This is a genomic window from Streptomyces sp. V4I8 (assembly GCF_041261225.1).
Lineage (GTDB): Bacteria > Actinomycetota > Actinomycetes > Streptomycetales > Streptomycetaceae > Streptomyces.
Map to the genome: position 1 here is coordinate 7,182,670 of NZ_JBGCCN010000001.1, position 20,020 is coordinate 7,202,689.

At 71.5% G+C, this 20,020-nt stretch carries 18 protein-coding genes; 10 read left to right on the forward strand and 8 right to left on the reverse strand.

Annotated features, from left to right (window positions below):
* The first annotated feature begins 69 nt into the window (after positions 1-69).
* Positions 70-648, forward strand: a complete 579-nt coding sequence (locus ABIE67_RS32765) for a TetR/AcrR family transcriptional regulator (protein ID WP_370264997.1) — start codon at positions 70-72, stop codon at positions 646-648.
* Here the strand turns inward: ABIE67_RS32765 and ABIE67_RS32770 are convergent.
* The 5 genes from ABIE67_RS32770 to ABIE67_RS32790 form a co-directional block, all read right to left on the reverse strand.
* Positions 635-1,315, reverse strand: coding sequence for an ATP-binding cassette domain-containing protein (locus ABIE67_RS32770; RefSeq protein ID WP_370264998.1), 681 nt, complete (start codon positions 1,313-1,315; stop codon positions 635-637). The two genes, ABIE67_RS32765 and ABIE67_RS32770, sit on opposite strands and share 14 nt — an antisense overlap.
* The gene (locus tag ABIE67_RS32775; protein ID WP_370264999.1) at positions 1,308-2,279 is read right to left on the reverse strand and encodes an ABC transporter ATP-binding protein; all 972 of its coding nucleotides are present in this window, start codon (positions 2,277-2,279) and stop codon (positions 1,308-1,310) included. Before ABIE67_RS32775 ends, ABIE67_RS32770 begins: the two co-directional genes overlap by 8 nt.
* Positions 2,269-4,092, reverse strand: a complete 1,824-nt coding sequence (locus ABIE67_RS32780) for an ABC transporter permease subunit (protein ID WP_370269166.1) — start codon at positions 4,090-4,092, stop codon at positions 2,269-2,271. Before ABIE67_RS32780 ends, ABIE67_RS32775 begins: the two co-directional genes overlap by 11 nt.
* A 2-nt stretch (positions 4,093-4,094) precedes the next feature.
* Positions 4,095-5,585 carry an ABC transporter substrate-binding protein gene (locus ABIE67_RS32785; protein WP_370265000.1) on the reverse strand — a complete coding sequence of 497 codons (1,491 nt, stop codon included), beginning with the start codon at positions 5,583-5,585 and terminating at the stop codon, positions 4,095-4,097.
* Positions 5,586-5,702: 117 nt separating this feature from the next.
* Entirely contained in the window at positions 5,703-6,890 is a 1,188-nt protein-coding gene (locus ABIE67_RS32790; protein ID WP_370265001.1) for a PucR family transcriptional regulator, read from the reverse strand.
* Between the two features lie 128 nt (positions 6,891-7,018).
* Here ABIE67_RS32790 and ABIE67_RS32795 point away from each other — a divergent pair, with 128 nt between their 5' ends.
* From ABIE67_RS32795 to ABIE67_RS32805, 3 genes are all read left to right on the forward strand, one after another.
* Positions 7,019-7,945: a proline dehydrogenase family protein gene (locus ABIE67_RS32795; RefSeq protein ID WP_370265002.1), complete on the forward strand. Its 927-nt coding sequence runs from the start codon at positions 7,019-7,021 to the stop codon at positions 7,943-7,945.
* Positions 7,946-8,002: 57 nt separating this feature from the next.
* Positions 8,003-9,634, forward strand: a complete 1,632-nt coding sequence (gene pruA / locus ABIE67_RS32800; protein WP_370265003.1) for an L-glutamate gamma-semialdehyde dehydrogenase — start codon at positions 8,003-8,005, stop codon at positions 9,632-9,634.
* A gap of 68 nt (positions 9,635-9,702) precedes the next feature.
* Complete coding sequence (locus ABIE67_RS32805; protein WP_370265004.1) at positions 9,703-10,527, forward strand: alpha/beta fold hydrolase; 825 nt, start codon at positions 9,703-9,705, stop codon at positions 10,525-10,527.
* Position 10,528: 1 nt separating this feature from the next.
* Here the strand turns inward: ABIE67_RS32805 and ABIE67_RS32810 are convergent, their stop codons facing one another.
* Positions 10,529-10,735, reverse strand: coding sequence for a DUF5988 family protein (locus ABIE67_RS32810; RefSeq protein ID WP_370265005.1), 207 nt, complete (start codon positions 10,733-10,735; stop codon positions 10,529-10,531).
* Between the two features lie 93 nt (positions 10,736-10,828).
* On the opposite strand from ABIE67_RS32810, the gene ABIE67_RS32815 reads away from it, so the two are divergent.
* Both ABIE67_RS32815 and ABIE67_RS32820 read left to right on the forward strand, forming a co-directional pair.
* A complete protein-coding gene (locus ABIE67_RS32815) occupies positions 10,829-11,386 on the forward strand; it encodes a GNAT family N-acetyltransferase (RefSeq protein ID WP_370265006.1) in 558 nt (185 codons plus the stop codon).
* A 259-nt stretch (positions 11,387-11,645) separates the two neighbouring features.
* Complete coding sequence (locus ABIE67_RS32820; protein WP_370265007.1) at positions 11,646-11,786, forward strand: hypothetical protein; 141 nt, start codon at positions 11,646-11,648, stop codon at positions 11,784-11,786.
* 68 nt (positions 11,787-11,854) lie between these two features.
* Here ABIE67_RS32820 and ABIE67_RS32825 read toward each other — a convergent pair whose 3' ends face one another.
* Entirely contained in the window at positions 11,855-13,435 is a 1,581-nt protein-coding gene (locus ABIE67_RS32825; RefSeq protein WP_370265008.1) for a purple acid phosphatase family protein, read from the reverse strand.
* A gap of 165 nt (positions 13,436-13,600) precedes the next feature.
* Between ABIE67_RS32825 and ABIE67_RS32830 the strand changes: the two genes are divergently transcribed.
* Together ABIE67_RS32830 and ABIE67_RS32835 are read left to right on the forward strand one after the other, a co-directional pair.
* Complete coding sequence (locus ABIE67_RS32830; protein ID WP_370265009.1) at positions 13,601-14,644, forward strand: 3-isopropylmalate dehydrogenase; 1,044 nt, start codon at positions 13,601-13,603, stop codon at positions 14,642-14,644.
* A gap of 263 nt (positions 14,645-14,907) precedes the next feature.
* Positions 14,908-15,996: a branched-chain amino acid aminotransferase gene (locus ABIE67_RS32835; protein ID WP_370265010.1), complete on the forward strand. Its 1,089-nt coding sequence runs from the start codon at positions 14,908-14,910 to the stop codon at positions 15,994-15,996.
* Here the strand turns inward: ABIE67_RS32835 and ABIE67_RS32840 are convergent.
* Positions 15,993-17,444 carry a cytosine permease gene (locus tag ABIE67_RS32840; RefSeq protein ID WP_370265011.1) on the reverse strand — a complete coding sequence of 484 codons (1,452 nt, stop codon included), beginning with the start codon at positions 17,442-17,444 and terminating at the stop codon, positions 15,993-15,995. The genes ABIE67_RS32835 and ABIE67_RS32840 overlap by 4 nt on opposite strands.
* A gap of 143 nt (positions 17,445-17,587) precedes the next feature.
* Between ABIE67_RS32840 and ureA the strand changes: the two genes are divergently transcribed.
* Positions 17,588-18,298 (forward strand): urease subunit gamma, encoded by a 711-nt coding sequence (gene ureA, locus ABIE67_RS32845; RefSeq protein WP_370265012.1) that lies wholly within the window; start codon positions 17,588-17,590, stop codon positions 18,296-18,298.
* On the forward strand, positions 18,295-20,007 hold the full coding sequence (locus ABIE67_RS32850) for an urease subunit alpha (RefSeq protein WP_370265013.1): 1,713 nt from the start codon (positions 18,295-18,297) through the stop codon (positions 20,005-20,007). Before ureA ends, ABIE67_RS32850 begins: the two co-directional genes overlap by 4 nt.
* Positions 20,008-20,020: the final 13 nt, after the last annotated feature.

Below are 20,020 nucleotides of genomic sequence, written 5' to 3' on the forward strand. Positions count from 1 at the left end.
GCTTGTCTAGAACGAACGTATAGGACGTGCGTGTAGGACGGGTGTATGGATCCGGAGTAGGGTGGTGCCATGGGACACCGTGAGGATCTGCTCGAAGGGGCCAAGCGCTGCCTGCTGGCGAAAGGCTTCGCGCGCACGACCGCGCGCGACATCGTCAAGGAGTCGGGGACCAACCTGGCGTCTATCGGCTACCACTACGGCTCGAAGGACGCGCTGCTCGCGCAGGCGTACGTCGAGATGGTGGAGGGGATGTCCGACGCCTTCGAGGGTGGTGGCGAGTTGCGTGGGGAGCCCGGCTCCATCGAGCGGTTCGCCGAAGTGTGGTCGAACATCATCGGCACCATGCGGGAGCCCGGCTCGATGTGGCGGCTCAGCATGGAGATCGTGGTCATGGGCGACCAACTGCCCGAAGTGCGGGAGCATCTGGCGCGGGCCCAGCGGGAGGGTGCGCGCGGCATCGTCACGCTCTTCCACGGGGGGCGCGAGGAGGATGTTCCGGAGGAGACCGTGGACACCCTCGGCTACTTCTACCTGACCGTGATGATGGGCGTCATGGCGCAGTGGACCTTCGACCCGAAGACCGCTCCGGAGGCCGATCAGCTGGCGGAAGGCCTCCGTCAGGTGATCGAGGCTGCTACCCGGAAATGACGCGCCCCTCGCGCATCTCGATCGTCCGGTCCGCGAAATGCCGTACGACAGCCCGGTCGTGGCAGATGAACAGGTAGCCGAGGCCGAGGTCGTCCTGGAGGTCGGCGAGCAGGTTCAGCACGCCGGCGCGGACCGACGGGTCGAGGGCCGAGACCGGCTCGTCCAGGACCAGCAGGCGTGGTTCGGACGCCAACGCGCGGGCGATTCCGGCGCGCTGGCACTGACCGCCGGAGAGTTCGTGCGGGAGGCGGTCGCCGTACGACGGGTCGAGGCCCACCCGGTCGAGGAGTTCGGCGACGCGGGCGGGACCGTCGGCGGCGCTCCAGCGGCCCTGCATCTTCAGTGGTTCCGCCACCGCGTCGCGGATGCGGTGGCGGGGGCTCAGTGATCCGTACGGGTCCTGGAAGACGGGCTGCATGCGCGGGCGGAGCGGGCGCAGCTCGCGTTCGGTGAGGGTCGTCAACTCCCGGCCCTCGAAGAGGACTTCACCTGCGTCCGGACGGCGCAGCTGGAGGACCGCCAGGGCCGTGGAGGACTTGCCGCAGCCGGAGGGGCCGTTGAGAGCGAGGGTTTCGCCGGGGGCCAGGGTGAAGGAGAGGTGGTCGACGGCCGTGACGTCGCCGTAGCGGACGACGAGGTCACGGACGTCGAGCAGGGCGTCACTCATGGAACAACTCCGTTGCGATGGACGGGAGTTCGCGCCCGCGGTGGCAGGCGACCAGGCGTCCCCCCACCTCCTGCGGCTCCGGTTCCTCCGTACGGCAGGCGTCCGCCGCGAGGGGGCAGCGCGGGGTGAAGGCGCAGCCCGCGGGGAGTGCGCCCGGGGCGGGTGGGGTGCCGCGCAGGGCGGGGAGACGGCGGCCGGGGGGTGCGTGCTGGGGGAGGGAGGCCAGCAGGCCCGCCGTGTAGGGGGCCCGGGGGCGGGCCAGCACCTCGTCCGCCCGGCCGAGCTCGGTGAGGCGTCCGGCGTACATGACCAGCACGCGGTCCGCGTGGTCCCGTACGACGTCCATGTCGTGGGTGACCAGCACGAGCGCGGCGCCCACGGCCTCCCGCTGCTCGGCGAGCACCCGCAGCACCTGGTCGCGGTGCTCCTCGTCCAGGGCGGTGGTGGGCTCGTCGGCGACGACGATGTCGGGTTCGTTGATGGTCGCCATGGCGATGACGGCGCGCTGCCGCATGCCGCCGGAGTACTCGTGCGGATACGCCCGTGCCTTGCGGGCGGCGTCCGGGATGCCGACCCGGTCGAGCGCGGCGACCGCCCGGGCCCGGGCCTCCTTGCGGGAGACACGGGCCACCGACCGTACGGCGGCGGCGAGTTGGCCGCCCACCGGGTGTACGGGGGAGAGGGCGGACAGGGCGTCCTGCGGGACGAGGGAGATGCGGCGGCCTCGGTGCGGAGCGAGGTCCGGCTCGATCGTCCCGCTCGTCGTCGCGCCGCGGGGCAGCATGCCCAGCAGCGCCCGGGCCGTGAGGGACTTGCCCGCGCCCGACTCGCCGACGATCGCGAGGACTTCGCGAGGGCGGATGTCGAAGGAGAGACCGCGCACGACCTCGACGCCGGCGAAGGCGATCCGAAGGTCGCGCACTGAGAGGAGCACGTTGGACGAGGGGAGCAGATCAGACGGCAACGGAGGCCTCCTTCTTCTTCGCCGCGGGCTTCTCCGCTGCCGGCTTCCTCGCTCCCGGTTTCTTCCCTCCCGGCGCGACGCGCCGTACCCCCCGGCCCTGAACGGCCGCCGCCCCCGACACCGCCAGCCCCGCCAGCAGGGCCAGCGCGACCGCCGGGGCGAGGGCTGCCCAGGGGGCGCGTTCGACGTAGGCGCGGGACTCGTCGAGGAGCAGGCCCCACTCGGGGGCGGGCGGCTGGGCGCCCAGGCCCAGGAAGCCCAGGGAGGCCAGGGCGAGGGCGATGCCGGGCAGGCGCAGCAGGGCGTGGCGGGCGACCGGGGCGGCGACGGACGGCAGGACATGCCGGGTGAGGATCCAGAACGGGGTCGCGCCCAGGGCGCGTTGAGCGGTCAGGAACGCCGACGCCCGCACCTCCTGCACCAGCGCCGCGGCGTGCGCGGACAGCGCCGGCCAGGAGATCAGCGCGACGGCGAGGGCCGCGCCGCCGGTGCCGGGGCCGGCCGCCGCGGCGACCAGGATGCCGACGATCACCGGGGGCAGGGCGTTGGCGATGTCGGCCGCGCCCGCCGCGATGCCGGGCAGGAAGCCCAGGGCGAGCGCGACCAGCAGGCTCAGCACACAAATGGCGGCAGCCGTGCCGACGGTCGAGGCGGCGCCGTGGCCGAGCCGGGCCAGCACGTCGCGGCCGAGGGCGTCGGTGCCGAGCGGGTGGGTCCACGCGGGGGCGGTGAGGCGGGCGCTGGTGTTCACGGTGTACGGGTCGCGCAGCAGGCCCCAGCCGATGGTCACGGCGAGGACAGTGAACAGGGTCAACGGGATCGCCGGGTGTGTACGGACCGGACGTGCCGGGGGCAGCGTCAGGCCGGCGTCACGCAGGGCGGGGCCCAGCAGCCACCGCCGTGTGAACGCCGCCGACGCGCCGGCGACCAGCCCGAGCAGCAGCAGGGCCAGCACCGAGCCCTGGAGCAGCGGCAGGTCCTGCGACTTGGCCGCGCCGAGCGCCGTACGGCCGATGCCGGGCACCGCGAACACCATCTCCACGGCGACCGCGCCCCCGGTCAGGCCGACGGCGACCATCCCGAACTGCGGTACCAGCGGCGGCAGTACGCGCTTGAGGGCGGCCGCGGAGATCGCCGTACGACTCACTCCCGCGCCCCGCCACAGCTCCACCCACCGTTCGTCGAGGACCGCGGGCAGCGCGTCCGCGACCAGTCGGCCGAGCAGGCCGCCCGCCGGGACGCCGAGGGCGAGCGCGGGCAGCACCAGATACTCGGGGCCCGCCCAGCCGGCCGTCGGCAGCCAGCCCAGCCACACCCCGCACACCAGCAGCGCGACGGTGGCCAGCAGGAACTCGGGGACCGCGGCGAGCATGGCGGCGAAGGCGCCGGCCGAGCCGCGCCCCCGCACCAGCACCGGCGCCACCAGCACGGCGGCCAGTACGACCGCCACGCCGAGCGCCGCGCCCATCAGGGCCAGCGACACCTGGAGGCCGGCGACGACGGACGGCAGGACGTCGGTCCCGGACACCCAGGAGGTGCCGAGGTCGCCGCGCACCAGGTCCGATGCCCACCTCCCCAACAGGGACAGGGGGCCGGCGTCCAGGCCGAGGTCCTCGCGGATCGCCGACAGCGCCTCCTCGGTCGGCTCCTGCTCGGCCGACCGGGCGCGCAGCACGGTGAGGGCCGGGTCCCGCCGCGAGAGCCAGGGCAGCAGGCCGACGGTGACCAGGACGGCGACGAGACAGACGAGGCGGGTCAGCCCGGCGGAGCCGACCAACTCCCTTGCCCGGGAGCCCGCTTGACGCTGAAGGATCTTCACTTGACGTAGGTGTCGGCCGTGACGAGCTCACGCTCGCGGGGGTCGTGGGCAGCGTCGACGACACCGGTCGCGTCGCCCTGGATCACCCGCTCGTGGAGCATGGGAATCGCCGCGTCCGTGGCGAGCACAGCCGCCTCGGCCTCGATGACCGACTTTCGGCGGGAGTCGCCGACCCTGGTCTCGCCGGCCTTCTTCAACTCGGCGTCCACGGAGGAGTCGGCGAGCTGGGAGAGGTTGAAAGAGCCGTCGGAGGCGAAGTCGCTGTACAGGTAGGCCACCGGGTCGCCGGAGTCGAGGACGGTGGCGCGGGAGAGGATGAACGCGTCGAACTTGCCCGCGAGAGCGTCCGATTCGATGTTCGCGTACTCGCGGACGTCGAGCTTCACCTTGAATCCGGCCTTCTGCAGCTGCTGCTGCAGCGTGGCGGCCACCTCGGGCAGTTCGGCCCGGTCGGTGAAGGTGCCGATGGTGACCGTCGTGCCGTTCGGCTTGCCGGTCTTCGGGTGCCTGACGGGCGTGCGCAGTTCGGCTGCCCACGGCAGCGCGGGCCCGAGCAGTCCCTCGGCGACGTCCGCCCGTCCCTCGTACACGCCCTCGACGATCGACTTGGCGTCGATCGCCTCCCGGGCGGCGGCGCGCAGCGAGGCGTCGGAGAAGGCGCCCTTCTCGGTGTTCAGGTAGAGGGTGTTGGTGCGCGGCATGGGGACCTCGGTGATCAGGTCCTGGTCGAGGACGGCGGCCTGGGAGACCGGAATCGCCTCGACGATGTCTGCCTCGCCGGTGCGCAGGGCGGCGGCGCGGGCGGTGCCGTCCGGCACGAACTTGACGTCGATTCCCGGGGCCTTGGCCTTGCCGCCCCAGTACGCGTCGTAGCGGTCGAGGGCGGCGGAGGCGGTGCCGTTCACCTCGACCAGCTCGAAGGGGCCGGTGCCGGCGCCGACGGGGTTCACCGTCTTCCCCTTGTAGGCCTTGGCGGCCAGGATCGACAGCTGGGGCGAGCTCAGCCGCTGCGGGACGAGGGGGTCCTCGGTGTCGGTGGTGACCGTGACCGTGTCGGCGTCCTCGGCCTTCGCGGTCAGCTCCACGCCGTCGAGGATGCGGGGCTTGGGGGAGGCGCCGGCGGCCTTGGTGAGGGACCGCACGACGGCCTCCGCGTCGAGCTTCGTGCCGTCGTGGAAGGTGACGCCGTCGCGTATCTCGAAGGTCCAGGCGCGGCCGGACTGCTGCCACTTGGTCGCGAGGGCGGGCAGGGCGTCGCCGTCCTCGTCGAGCTTCACCAGGGTCTCGGCCGTCGACCAGCGCGAGAGCTTGAACGCGTCGTCGCTCAGGGGAGACAGGCCGGAGCGGGGCGGCAGCATGTGCGCGACACGGATGCGCTTGCCTTCGGCGGCCGCCTCATCGGAACCCGCCGACGAGAAGCAGCCGGTGAGCAGGGCGGAGGCCGCAGTGGCCGCGGTGAGCGGGAGAAGACGGGCGGGCACGCGCACGGGACACTCCGGGTAAAGGCATGGTCAAAGGTTGAATGCTCACCGAACATAGCAGATGACAATCGTTTTCAGAAGGTGGTCCCGCGTGACCTGCCGCTCAGGGCGCCCTCGACCGCCTCAGAGCCTTGCCCCCTTCAACGCCATGTGCAGCAGCAACCGATCCTCCCCCTCGTCCAGATCCAGCCCCGTGAGCTGTTCGACGCGGGAGAGGCGGTAGTAGAGGGTCTGGCGGTGGATGCCGAGTTCGGCGGCGGTGCGGCCGGCCTGGCCCGCGCAGTCGAGGTAGGTCTCGGCGGTGCGGGCGAGTTCGTGGTGGGCGGGGGAGAGGAGCTGGGCGACCGCGGGGTCATGGGCGGCCTCCGGGGGGAGGGACGTCAGTAGGCGGTACGGGCCGATGTGCGCCCACTCGGCGATCGGGCCCAGCCGGGGCTCGGCCAGGGCGGCGCGGGCCGCGGCGGAGGCCTCCTGCCAGGCGGAGGGCAGTTCGGCGAGGCCGGAGCGGGGGGCGCCGATGCCGGCCGCCGACCGCACTGCCTCGTCCTTGAGCAGCCTCGACGCCGCCGCCTGGGCCGGCGTCCGCACCTCCGCCGAGCGCAGCCGCACCAGGACCGCGACGCTCTGCCCCTCTGTCCCCCACGGCACCGTGCACAGCGCCGTCGCGTGCGGCACCGTACGGACCGACGGGGCGTCGTCGGGGTCGGCCGACGGCCACGGGGCGACGCAGACCACGGTGTGCGGGCCGTCGCCGCGGGCGCCGAGCGCCGTGCGCAGCGCCGCCACCGCCATGTCCCCCTGCCAGCCCGGCTCGGCGACCAGCGCGGCCCGCAGTTCCCGGCTCAGATCCGCCCCGTGCTGCACCTCGTCCGCGAGCAGGGCGCCGATCCGCGCGGTCACCTCCATCGCGGCCGCGAGCTGCTGCTCGGTCGGGCCCGGATCGTCGTCCAGGAGCCAGACGTAGCCGAGGACGACCCCCCGATGGCGTACCGGCAGACAGATACGCCCCCGGTACACCCCGGCCTCCGGAGTCGGCGGGATCCGCACCGGGCCGGTCGCCCGCGTGATGCCGAAGCCCTCGAACCACGTCCGTACGGCCGCCGTGGAGCGGCGCGTCAGGATCGAGCGGGTGCGGACGGGATCCAGGGCGGACGCGTCGAGCTCGTCCTCACTGTCGTACGCACCGAAGACGATCAGCTCGAAGTCCCGGTTCTCCAGCGTCGCCGGCACCCCCAGCAGCTCCGAGATCTCGTCGACCAGCTCCTGGAAGTCACCTTTGTATTCGGACGTCACCCGGGCATTCTCCCGCATTTCCGCATGGTCTTCATACATCTGTCTGAGATCTGCGGCACGGATGCGTGACAGCTGTCGATGGTCGACGATCGGAGGGATCCTTAGGTTTCACGGTGGTTCTATCTGCTGGTTTGTGGAGGTGCCCCGTGCTGGGTCCCGTGATTCTTGCCGCGTCGCGCAGCGACCGGATGCGACGCCTGGTCTCGGCGGCCCCGGTGACCAAGCAGGTCGTGGACCGCTTCATCCCCGGCGAGACGGTCGACGAGATCGTGCCGATCATCCAGGACCTGACCGCCAGGGGCCTGGAGCTGACGATGGACGTCGTCGGCGAGGACATCACCACGCCCGAGCAGGCGGAAGCCGCCCGGGACGCCTATCTGGGGCTCATCGACCGGCTGAAGGAGCTGGAGCTGGGCACCAGGGCCGAGATGTCCGTCAAGCTGTCCATGTTCGGGCAGGCGCTCCCCGGCGGCCACGAGCTCGCCCTGGCCAACGTCCGCCCGGTCGTCGAGGCCGCCGCCGCCATCGGCACGACGGTCACGCTCGACGCCGAGGACCACACCACCCTCGACTCGATGTTCGCCATCCACGAGGAGCTGCGGAAGGACTTTCCGCAGACCGGCTGCGTCATCCAGGCCTATCTGTTCCGCACCGAGGCCGACGCCCGCCGCCTCGCGGAGAACGGCAGCCGCGTACGGCTCGTCAAGGGCGCCTACAAGGAGCCCACCGAGGTCGCCTACCAGCAGAAACACGAGATCGACAAGGCGTACGTCCGGGTCCTCGGGATTCTGATGGAGGGCGCCGGGTACCCGATGATCGGCTCCCACGACCCGCGCCTGATCTCCATCGCCCAGGAGCTCGCGCACCGCGTCGGCCGAAAGCTCGACGAGTACGAGTTCCAGATGCTGTACGGGATCAGGAGTGATGAGCATCTGCGGCTGGCCGCGGAGGGCCACCGGATGCGCGTCTACACCGCTTACGGCACCGACTGGTACGGCTACTTCATGAGGCGCCTCGCGGAGAAGCCCGCCAACCTGCGGTTCTTCCTGCGCTCCATGGTCAGCAAGGGCTGAGCCCCACCCCCGGCGACGGCTCGAAAACACACCGCTCAGTAAGGAGTTACGGAACACATGGACGCTGTGACCCAGGTCCCCACCCCTGTCAATGAGCCGGTGCACGGCTACGCCCCCGGCTCGCCCGAACGCGCCCGGCTTGAGGTCAAGCTCAAGGAGCTGGCCGAGAACCCGATCGACCTGCCCTGCACCATCGGCGGCGAGCGGCGGATGGGCGGCGGTGAGCGCTTCGACGTCGTGCAGCCGCACAACCACAAGGCCCGCCTCGGCACCTACGGCAACGCCACCCAGCAGGACGCCCAGGACGCCATCGACGCGGCCCTCGCCGCCGCGCCGGCCTGGCGCGCGATGTCCTTCGACGACCGTGCCGCGATCATCCTGCGCGCCGCCGAGCTGCTGTCCGGCCCGTGGCGCGAGACGCTGGCCGCCTCCACGATGCTCGGCCAGTCGAAGACCGCCCAGCAGGCCGAGATCGACACGCCCTGCGAGCTGATCGACTTCTGGCGCTTCAACGTCAAGTACGCCCGTGACCTGCTCGCCGAGCAGCCCCCGGCGAACTCCCCGGGCGTCTGGAACCGCCTGGACCACCGCCCGCTGGAGGGCTTCGTCTACGCGATCACGCCGTTCAACTTCACGGCCATCGCGGGCAACCTGCCCACCGCGCCCGCCCTGATGGGCAACGTCGTGGTGTGGAAGCCGTCCCCGACGCAGACCCACGCCGCCGTGCTGCTCCTCCAGCTGCTGGAGGAGGCCGGTCTGCCCAAGGGCGTCATCAACCTCGTCACCGGTGACGGCGTCGAGGTCTCCAAGGTCGCGCTTGAGCACCGGGACCTCGCGGGCATCCACTTCACCGGCTCGACCAAGACCTTCCAGTACCTGTGGAAGACGGTCGGCAACAACATCGAGAAGTACCGCTCCTACCCGCGCATCGTCGGCGAGACCGGCGGCAAGGACTTCGTCGTCGCCCACCCGAGCGCCGACAAGGCCGTCCTGAAGACCGCCCTGACCCGGGGCGCCTTCGAGTACCAGGGCCAGAAGTGCTCGGCGACCTCCCGGGCGTACATCCCGGCGTCGATCTGGAACTCCGGCTTCAAGGAGGAGTTCGCCGCCGAGGTCGACTACATCACCATGGGTGACGTCACCGACCTGTCGAACTTCATCGGCGCCGTGATCGACGAGCGTGCCTTCGCCAAGAACAAGGCCGCGATCGACCGTGCGAAGTCCGACCCGGCCTGCACGATCGTCGCGGGCGGCTCCTACGACGACTCGGTCGGCTACTTCGTCCGCCCGACCGTCGTCGAGTGCACCGACCCGGAGAACGAGGTCTTCACCACCGAGTACTTCGGTCCGTTCCTCGCCGTGCACGTCTACGAGGACGACAAGTACGACGAGATGCTGGAGCAGATGGAGTCGGTGTCCGCGTACGCGCTGACCGGCTCGGTCATCTCCGGCGACCGCGCGGCGGCCGCGTACACGATGGAGAAGCTGCGCTACGCGGCCGGCAACTTCTACATCAACGACAAGTCGACCGGCGCCGTCGTCGGCCAGCAGCCCTTCGGCGGCGGCCGCGCCTCCGGCACCAACGACAAGGCCGGCGCCCCGCAGAACCTGATGCGCTGGACGCTGACCCGCGCCATCAAGGAGACGCTGGTCCCGCCGACCGACTACGGCTACCCGCACATGGGCTGACGCCCAACTACGCGCGAAGGGCCGGGTCTTGAGCGGACCCGGCCCTTTCGTGTTGCGACAATGCGGTCATGACGGTGACGACGGACGACGGCGTACGACTGTGGGCGAGCGCCTCCGGCCGGGGCGAGCCACTGGTGCTGTGCCACGGCGGGCCCGGGTTGTGGGACATGTTCGGGGACCTGGCCGCGATGCTCGGCGACCTGGCCACGGTGGTGCGCTGGGACCAGCGCGGCTGCGGACGGTCCGAGCGGTGCGCGGGGCCGTGGACGACCGACCGGTTCGTGGCCGATCTGGACGCCGTACGACGGCACTTCGCGCCGGAGCGGACCGCACTGCTCGGGCACTCCTGGGGTGCCCAGCTGGCGCTCGCCTACACGCTGGCCCATCCGGAGCGGGTGAGCCTGCTGGTGTACGTGGCCGGGACCGGCATCGGCCCGACGTCCGAGTGGCGCCCCGCCTACCAGGAGAACCTCCTCGCGAGACTGGGCGAGGACCCCGAACGCCTCGCCCGCTGGCAGGAGTTGCCCCCCGGCGACCGGGAAGGCGCGGTGCTCCAGTGGTCCGCGGAGTTCGAGGACCGGGAGCGGGCGCCGGAGCACGCCGAGCGGATGGCAGACCCGTGGCTGGGCATCAACACCGAGTGCAACGCCGCCCTGAACGCGGAGAACCGGCGCGGCCTGGACACCCCCGAGCTGTACGCCGCCTGCCGGGCCCTCGACGTGCCCGTGCTCATCGTCGACGGCGAGCGCGACATCCGGCCACGCTCGGCGGTCGACTCCCTGGAGCGGGCGCTGCCGAGGGTGGACCGGGTGATCCTGCCCGGCGCCGGGCACCTGCCCTGGGTGGAGGACCCGGACGGTTTCCGGGCGGCGCTGGCGGCCGCGCTGACGTGACCTACTCGGCGATCTCCGTGCGCTCCCACCACTCGTACACGGGCAGCGTGCCCTCCGGCGTGTCCGACTGCCGCGAGGTCGGCCGGAAGTGCTCGTACCCACCGCGGAGCTTGATCTTCGCGTCCGGGCCGGGGGTCGGGGTCGGGACGATCCGCTCGGGCAGGTCGTCCGGGCCGCCTTCGAGGAACACTTTCGCCGTGTCGTTCATGACCTCACCGTTTCCCTCGCGGTCACCGTATGTCCCGTGCCGCGCGGAGGATCAGCCGAGTGGGCGATCCGCCACCGCGCGGATACTGGACGGATGACGCCGACCCCACCCGCCCGCACACCGCGCACCGCACACACCGCCGACCTCACCCCCGCCGAACTGCGCGCCGTCCGCGCCCTGTTGGACGACGCCTTCGACGGGGACTTCTCCGACGAGGACTGGGACCACGGGCTCGGCGGCCTGCACGCGCTCGTCCAGGACGACGCGGGGCGGCTCGTCGCGCACGGGTCGGTGGTCATGCGCCGGGTGCGCCACCGGGACCGGTGGCTGCGGGTCGGATACGTCGAGGCGGTCGCCGTACGGTCCGACGCGCGCCGGACGGGGCTCGGCGGCCGGGTGATGGCGGAGCTGGAGCGGGTGATCGACCGGGCGTACGACGCGGGGATGCTGTCCGCGAGCGACGAGGGGGCCGCGCTGTACGCCGCCCGTGGCTGGGAGGTGTGGAGCGGGCGGGTCTGCGCGCTCGGGCCGGAGGGCGTCGTACATCTGCCGGACGAGGAGGGCACCACGTTCGTGCGGCCCGCTCTCGCCGGTCCGCTCGACCCGGCGTTCGAGCTGGTCTTCGACTGGCGGGACGGGGACGTGCTCTGACGGGGTGACGGGGAAAAGCGCAGGTCAGTGGCGTGTGACCTACTCCACCGTCTCAGATAGTAGGAAGTCCGAGTAATTGTGGAGACAGACGCGCCGTCCTCCCTTACTTTTGTAGAAGCCGAACGTCTCGCTCGATCAAGCGAATGGCGGTCGTGAGCCGGGCCCCGTGCAGGCAACCCCTGCGGCACCGCTCCCCGCCCCATCCGGCGTCTCGTATCCCCCTTGTGTCACTCCCGATTGTCGAAGGAGTCGATTTCCCATGGCCGAGACGACCGCCCGCCGTCGAGTCCGTCACCTCTCCCGTACGAACGAGTCCGACCGAAAGAACGCCGCCGCCGCCCTCCAGCGCGCCCTCGACCGCAGGGACAACGGCGGAGCCACGGGTCACCAGGCGGCCTGAAGCCGTACCACCCGAGCACGTAGGACATCCAAGCCGGGAGCCGCGCCCGCACGAGGTGCGGCGTGGGCTCACCGCCCGCGCCGCACCTCGAAATGGTCGATGCGCTTCCCGGTCTGCGTCAGCGCCGACACCTTCAGCCGGGGCTTCGCGCCGCTCTCCGCCTCCACCGAGAGGAAGGAGAACCCCCGGTACCGCACCCGTGACCACTCCACGCTCTCCGCCTTGGTGTCGCGTGACTTGGTCCACTTGAAGGTGGCGACCGACTCCCGCTCGGTCACCTGTCCCTCGTAGCTCTCCTCGACGCCCGCCGGGAAGCCGTACAGCTCCTTGCCGCCCCCGCCGGCCGTGACGTACACGATGCCGTCCCGCGTCGGGTCCGTGGACGCGCCGATCGGCACCTGCCTGCCGACCTCGCCGTTCTTGATGGCGTCCGTCCGCTCGTAGACGTGGTTGTGCCCGTTGATCACCAGGTCCACCTGGTGCCGGGCGAACAGCGGGACCCACTCGGCCCGCACGCCCCCGTCGGACGCGTGCGTGGACGTCGAGTACGCGCAGTGGTGGAAGTAGACGACGACGAAGTCGACGTCCTTCGCCGCCCGCAGCTCACCGAGCCGCTCGTCCAGCCACTTCGTCTGGCGGCCGTCCGTGTGCCCCCGATTGGCGGGGATCTCGTACGACACGTCGTTCGCGTCCAGCGCCACGAAGCCGACGTTGCCGTAGGTGAAGGAGTACGCGCCCGGGGTCGTCCGGGGATCGAAGCCGCTCTCCGGCAGGGACCAGCGGGCCAGCTGGCCGCCGTAGCCGTCCGGGGAGTACCAGGCCTCCATGTCGTGGTTCCCGGTCGTCACCATCCACGGCACCGACCTGGACACCGACTCGGTCTGCTTCAGATACAGGTCCCAGAAGCCGGGGTCGTAGGCGTCCGACTCCTTGCCCAGGCCCTTGACGTTCGCGTAGCAGATGTCGCCGGCGTGCAGGTGGAAGGCCGGGTTCCGGCGCAGCAGGACATGGTCGTTGGTGGCCGCGGCCTCACTGACGCCCTGGTCGCCGAAGGCAGTGAAGGTGAAGGTCTCCGGGGTCGCCGGCGCGGTGCGGAAGTCGGCGATCGTCGAGCGGTTCCCGGGGGCGGCGGGGTCGAAGCCCTCGTGGCCCACGCCGTAGTAGTACGTCGTGCCGGGGCGCAGACCGTCGAGCGCGGCGTGCAGGTAGTACTGCTCCAGCGCCGCCCGGATGCCCCGCAGTTCCGGCGTGCGCAGATCGCGCACCTCGGCCTCGATCCTGCGGCTCAGGTCGTCGGGGCGCAGACCGACCCGGATGTACGGCTTCTTCACGGCGGCCGGCACCTGCCAGGAGATCCGCATCTGGGTCCTGGGGTCGGCGCCGAAGGCGAGATGGCGGCCGAACGGGGCCACGGCGGAGCCCGGCACCTTGGTGAGGGTCGACGCGGGCGCCGACACGGAGGCCGTCGTGCCGGACGCACCCGCCCCCGACCCTGACCCCGAGCAGCCCGTCAGCAGGCCGCCCGCCACCGCGCCCGCCGTCACCAGCGTGCGGCGCCGGGACAGCTTCGTACGGAGGTACTCGTGCTGCTCCGCCATGCTCATACGGCGGGCGAGCCGGGGCGGGATGCCGAAGTCGGGGAGGTCCATGGAGGTGAAGTTCCCAGCGGCGGCCAACACCCGCCCCACATACGGGTGAACGCCGGTCGACGCCCACGCGCAGAGCCTCCGCCGCCCCCTCGGCCGCACCCCGACGCGATGTCCGTATGGCGGACATCGTGTGTCATCCCATGGGACGAGGAGTAGGGTGCCGACATGTCTCGCAGCCTCAATCTCGCAGTGATTCCCGGTGACGGCATCGGCCAGGAGGTCGTGGCCGAAGGTCTGAAGGTCCTCTCCGCCGTCCTTCCGCAGGATGTGAAGCTGGAGACCAAGGAGTACGACTTCGGCGCCAAGCGCTACCACGCGACCGGTGAGACCCTCACCGACGCCGACCTCGACGCGCTGAAGCAGCACGACGCGATCCTGCTGGGCGCCATCGGCGACCCGGGCGTGCCGTCGGGCGTTCTGGAGCGCGGGTTCCTGCTGAAGCTCCGCTTCGCCTTCGACCACCATGTCAACCTGCGTCCGTCGAAGCTGCTCCCGGGCGTGGCCACCCCGCTCGCCGGTGAGCCGGCCATCGACTTCGTCGTCGTCCGCGAGGGCACCGAGGGTCCGTACACCGGTAACGGCGGCACCATCCGCAAGGGCACCGAGCACGAGGTCGCCACCGAGGTCTCCGTCAACACGGCGTTCGGTGTCGAGCGTGTCGTCCGGGACGCCTTCGCCCGCGCCCAGGCCCGGCCGCGCAAGAAGCTCACGCTGGTCCACAAGAACAACGTGCTGGCCTTCGCCGGGCACCTGTGGACGAACATCTTCAACAAGGTGGCCGAGGAGTTCCCCGAGGTCACCACCGACTACATCCACGTCGACGCGGCGACCATCTACCTGGTCACCGACCCGGCCCGGTTCGACGTCATCGTCACCGACAACCTCTTCGGCGACATCATCACCGACCTCGCCGCGGCCGTCTCCGGCGGCATCGGCGTCGCCGCGAGCGGGAACATCAACCCCTCCGGCGAGTTCCCCTCGATGTTCGAGCCGGTCCACGGTTCCGCGCCCGACATCGCCGGCCAGGGCAAGGCCGACCCCAGCGCCACGGTGCTGTCCGTCGCCCTGCTCCTGCGCCACCTCGGCTACGACGCCGAGGCCGCCCGCATCGACGAGGCGGTCTCCGCCGACCTCGCCGAGCGCACCGGCAAGCCCGCCCGCAGCACGTCGGAGATCGGCGACGCGCTGGCCGTACGAGTAGCCGGCTGACCTGCCGCGCTCCTCGAACACCTTTCGAAGCCGTCGGGTCACTTCGCACCCGGCGGCTTCCCCATGTCCGCCGCCGGGTGTCACCATCAACCCCTGGGTCGCGATTCACGCCGATCAGGCCGATTTCTTCCACGGCTCCCGCTTGCGATAATCGAACGTGGAGCCGCGGAACAAGGGAATGCTCGGACGTCCTGGCACTGGCCACTGGCAGTACTGGCGTGACCGCGGCCCGCCACAACGAAACCGGTGAAGGACATCTACTCATGACGACGCCCACGATCGAGCTCAAGCCCTCCGCCACCCCGCTGGCCGCCACCGAGCGCGAGGCGATACTGGCCAACCCGGGGTTCGGCCGCCACTTCACCGACCACATGGTGACGATCAAGTGGACCGAGGGCCGCGGCTGGCACGACGGCCAGCTCGTGCCGTACGCGCCGATCTCCCTCGACCCGGCCACGATGGTCCTGCACTACGCGCAGGAGATCTTCGAGGGACTCAAGGCGTACCGCCAGCCCGACCGGTCCGTCGCCACGTTCCGCCCCGAGAAGAACGCCCAGCGCTTCCAGTCCTCGGCCCGCCGGCTCGGCATGCCGGAGCTGCCGGTCGAGACGTTCATCGAGGCCTGCGACGCGCTGGTGGGCCAGGACCAGGCCTGGGTCCCGGCGCACGGCGGCGAGGAGTCCCTCTACCTGCGCCCGTTCATGTTCGCGACGGAGGTCGGCCTGGGCGTGAAGCCCGCCAGCGAGTACCTCTTCATCGTCATCGCCTCCCCGGCCGGCGCCTACTTCCCGGGCGGCGTCAAGCCGGTCTCCATCTGGGTCTCCGAGGACCACGTCCGCGCCGTGCCGGGCGGCATGGGCGACGCCAAGACCGGCGGCAACTACGCCGCGTCCCTGCTGGCCCAGGCCGAGGCCGCCGCCGAGGGCTGCGCCCAGGTCTGCTACCTGGACGCGGTGGAGCGCAAGTGGGTCGAGGAACTCGGCGGCATGAACCTGTACTTCGTGTACGGCGACAAGATCATCACCCCGTCCCTCACCGGCTCCATCCTGGAGGGCGTCACCCGCGACTCCCTCCTCGCCGTCGCCCGTGACCTCGGCTACGAGGCCGAGGAGGGCCGCGTCTCCGTCGACCAGTGGCAGCGCGACTCGGAGAACGGCACCCTCACCGAGGTCTTCGCCTGCGGTACGGCGGCCGTCATCACCCCGGTCGGCACCGTGAAGCGCACGGGCGCGCAGTGGCAGCAGAGCGACGGAGAGCCCGGCGAGGTCACGCTGAAGCTCCGCCAGGCCCTCCTCGACGTCCAGCGGGGCAAGGCCGAGGACAAGCACGGCTGGATGCACAAGCTGGGTTAACTCTCGGCCCTGACCGTCAGGGTCGCCGCGGACTCGGAGTCGGCGGCGGCCCTTTCGCGTACCGGAGCGGAGTCACCAGCCGTCAGCAGCACGTACGCCACACCCCCCACCAGCCCCGACAGCAGGAAACTGCAGTCCACCCCGCCCGTCAGCCCCAGCAGCGGACCCTCGTACGACGGCAGGGAGACGGCCAGCAGGCCGACCGTCGCGCCCATCGCCCAGGACACGGTCGCCGGGATGTTCCAGCCGGCCCGGTACCAGTAGATCCCGCCGCGCGCCCGGCGGTTGAAGACCTGGAGGGCCTCCGCGTCGTACACGCCACGGCACCGGGCGAAGCCGATCAGGGTGATGACCGCCCACGGGGTGCCGATCGCCGTCAGCAGCAGCACGAAGGACGTCATGGCGTCCTGGACGCTGGAGGCGTAGTGGCCGACGAAGACGCAGGCGGTCGCGATGACCGCGACGGCGTAGGTGGCCCGGGCGCGGGAGGCGCGCGGGAGGATGGCGTCCAGGTCGAGGCCCATGGAGTAGAGCATCAGGCCCGCGTTGCCGACCGAACCGGCGGAGGCGGCCAGCAGGAGCGGCACCAGGTACCAGGTGGGCGAGGCGGAGACCAGCGGTCCGGCGTAGTCGAGGGCCGCCCGGGCCGCGTACGCCGTGAAGGTGCCGAACAGCTGCGGGATGAGCAGGCCCAGGAGCAGGCCGAGCCAGGTCGCGTGCAGCACCCGGCGCGAGGTGTGGCGGGCCGGGGAGATGTAGCGGGTGTAGTCGCCGAGCAGGGTGATGAAGGCGATCGGGCCGGACAGCCCCGCGGCCACGGTCGCCAGCAGCCACGTCGGCCAGAAGCCGCCCAGCAGATGGCCGCCCGCCTCCGGCAGTGCGGCGGTCGTGAAGTGCGGGGCGTAGGCGATCACGCCGAGGACCAGCAGGGCCGTCATGCCGATCGCGAGGACGCGGGACAGGGCGAGCAGTACCCGGTAGCCGTATACCGCGCCCGCGACGGTCGCCGCGGCCAGCAGCGCGTAGACCACGCCGTACGACACTCCGCTCGCCGGCAGCCCGAAGAGCCGGCCCAGCACGCCCACCATCACATCGCCGCCGATCCACACGGTCAGGGCGGTGTAGCCGAGGGCGAGCAGGAGCCCGACCACCGAGCCGACCAGCCTGCCGCGGACGCCGAACTGCGCGCCGGAGGAGGTGGACAGGTTGGTCGCCGTGCGCAGGGAGATCAGGGCGAGCGGGGCGGTCAGGGCCGTGCCGGCCACCGTGCCGACCACGATCGAGCTCACCGACGCCCACCAGCCCAGGCCGAACGACGGCGGCAGCCAGCCGAAGACGATCACTCCGAGGCAGAGGTTCGAGCCCAGCAGGATCGAGACGAGATCCCGTGGACCGCTGGTGCGTTCCTCGTCGGGGATGGTGTCGACTCCGCGCTGTTCCATCGGCATGGCAGGTCTCCTTCGATCGGCCGCCAGAGTTAGAGCGACGTTCAATATCGAGAATCGAGCGTGCGGAGTCAACACTTCGCTTGACTGGAATTCATGTTTAGAGTGGTGTTCTAATGCGGGAAAGGCAAGGAGGTGCCCGCGTCATGAGACTGACCCCCACGGAGCGTGACCGGCTGCTGCTCTTCGGAGCCGCCGAGCTGGCCCGGGCGCGCAGGGCCCGCGGGCTCAGGCTGAACGTCCCGGAAGCGACCGCGCTGATCGCGGACACCGTGTGCGAGGCCGCCCGCGACGGGTCCCGGCTCGCCGAGGCCATCGAGCGTGCCCGGGCCGTGCTGGGCCCGGACGACGTGCTGCCGGGCGTCGCGGATGTCGTCACCGAGGTGCATGTCGAGGCCGTCTTCGACGACGGCTCGCGGCTCGCGGTCGTGTCCGACCCCCTCGGGGGCGGGCTGGGGCCGCAGGCTCCGGGCGCGCTGCTGCCGGGGCCCGAGCACGCCGATCCCGAGCCGGTCGTACGGCTGACGGTCACCAACACCGCGACCGTGCCCGTCTCCGTGACCTCCCACTTCCACTTCTTCGAGGCCAACCCGCGGCTCGACTTCGACCGTGGGGCCGCCTATGGCATGCGGCTCGCCGTGCCCGCCGGGTCCTCGGAGCGGTTCGGACCGGGGGAGAGCGCCGAGGTCGGGCTCGTGCCGATCGGGGGCGAACGGATCGCGATCGGGTTCGCGGGCCTCGTCGACGGGGCGCTGGACGCGCCCGGCGCCCGCGCGGAGGCACTGCGCCGCGCCGCCGCCTGCGGCTACCTCGGCGTCATGGAGACACCCGATCAGGAGCAGGAGGTCGAGCGATGAGCCGCCCCGGAGGCCACCCGGCGGAGGCCCGCCGCCTCACCCCGTACGAGTACGCCGCCACCCACGGCCCCCGCGCCGGCGACCGCGTCCGCCTCGGCGACTCCGGTCTGACCATCCGCGTCGAGTCGGACTCCCAGAAGTACGGCGACGAGTTCCTCGCCGGGTTCGGCAAGACCGCCCGGGACGGACTGCACCTCAAGGCCGCCGCCGTCCGGGAGACCTGTGACGTCGTCATCAGCAATGTCGTGGTGATCGACGCGGCGCTCGGGATCCGGAAAGTCTCCATCGGGATCAGGGAGGGCCGGATCTGCTCGATCGGGCGGGCCGGCAACCCCGACACCCTCGACGGGGTCGACGTCGTGGTCGGCACGGGCACCTCGATCGTGTCCGGCGAGGGGCTCATCGCCACCGCCGGCGCCGTCGACACGCATGTGCACCTGCTGTCGCCGCGCGTCATGGAGGCCTCGCTCGCGTCCGGCGTGACCACGATCATCGGGCAGGAGTTCGGGCCGGTGTGGGGCGTCGGCGTCAACTCGCCGTGGGCGCTTCGGCACGCGTTCGGCGCCTTCGACGCCTGGCCGGTCAACATCGGCTTCCTGGGGCGCGGTTCGTCGTCCTCCTCCGCACCTCTGGTCGAGGCCCTCGCCGAGGGCGGCGCCTCCGGCTTCAAGGTGCACGAGGACATGGGCGCCCACACCCGGGCGTTGGACACGGCACTGCGCGTCGCCGAGGAACACGACGTCCAAGTGGCCCTGCACAGCGACGGGTTGAACGAGTGCCTGTCGGTCGAGGACACCCTGCGCGTCCTGGAGGGCCGCACGATCCACGCCTTCCACATCGAGGGCTGCGGCGGCGGACATGTCCCGAACGTGCTGAAGATGGCCGGCGTCCCGAACGTCATCGGCTCCTCCACCAACCCCACCCTGCCCTTCGGCCGGGACGCGGTCGCCGAGCACTACGGCATGATCGTCTCGGTCCACGACCTGAAGACCGACCTGCCGGGCGACGCCGCCATGGCCCGTGACCGCATCCGCGCCGGGACGATGGGCGCCGAGGACGTGCTGCACGACCTGGGCGCGATCGGCATCACCTCGTCGGACGCGCAGGGCATGGGCCGGGCCGGCGAGACGGTCCGCCGTACGTTCGCGATGGCCGGGAAGATGAAGGCCGAGTTCGGCGCCCCGGACGCCGGTCATGACAACGAGCGCGTCCTGCGCTACATGGCCAAGCTGACCATCAACCCTGCCATCGCCCACGGACTCGCGCACGAGGTCGGCTCGATCGAGGTCGGCAAACTGGCCGACATCGTGCTGTGGTGGCCGGAGTACTTCGGCGCCAAGCCGCAACTGGTGCTGAAGTCCGGCTTCCCGGCGTACGGCGTGGTCGGCGACCCCAACGCCGCAACCGACACCTGCGAACCCCTCGTGCTGGGACCGCAGTTCGGGGCGTACGGCGCCACGCCCGCCGACATCTCGGTCGCCTTCGTCGCGCAGGCCGCCGTCGACCAGGGCAACGACTCCATGCCGACCCGGCGCCGCAGGGTCGCCGTGCGCGGCACGCGCGGCATCGGGCCGGCCGACCTGCGCCTCAACTCCCGTACCGGCGCCGTCGACGTCGACCAGCGCACCGGCCTGGTCACCCTCGACGGCGAGCCGCTGCGCTCCGAGCCGGCCGACTCGGTCTCCCTCAACCGCCTCTATTTCCTGTGACGTTCAGACAAGG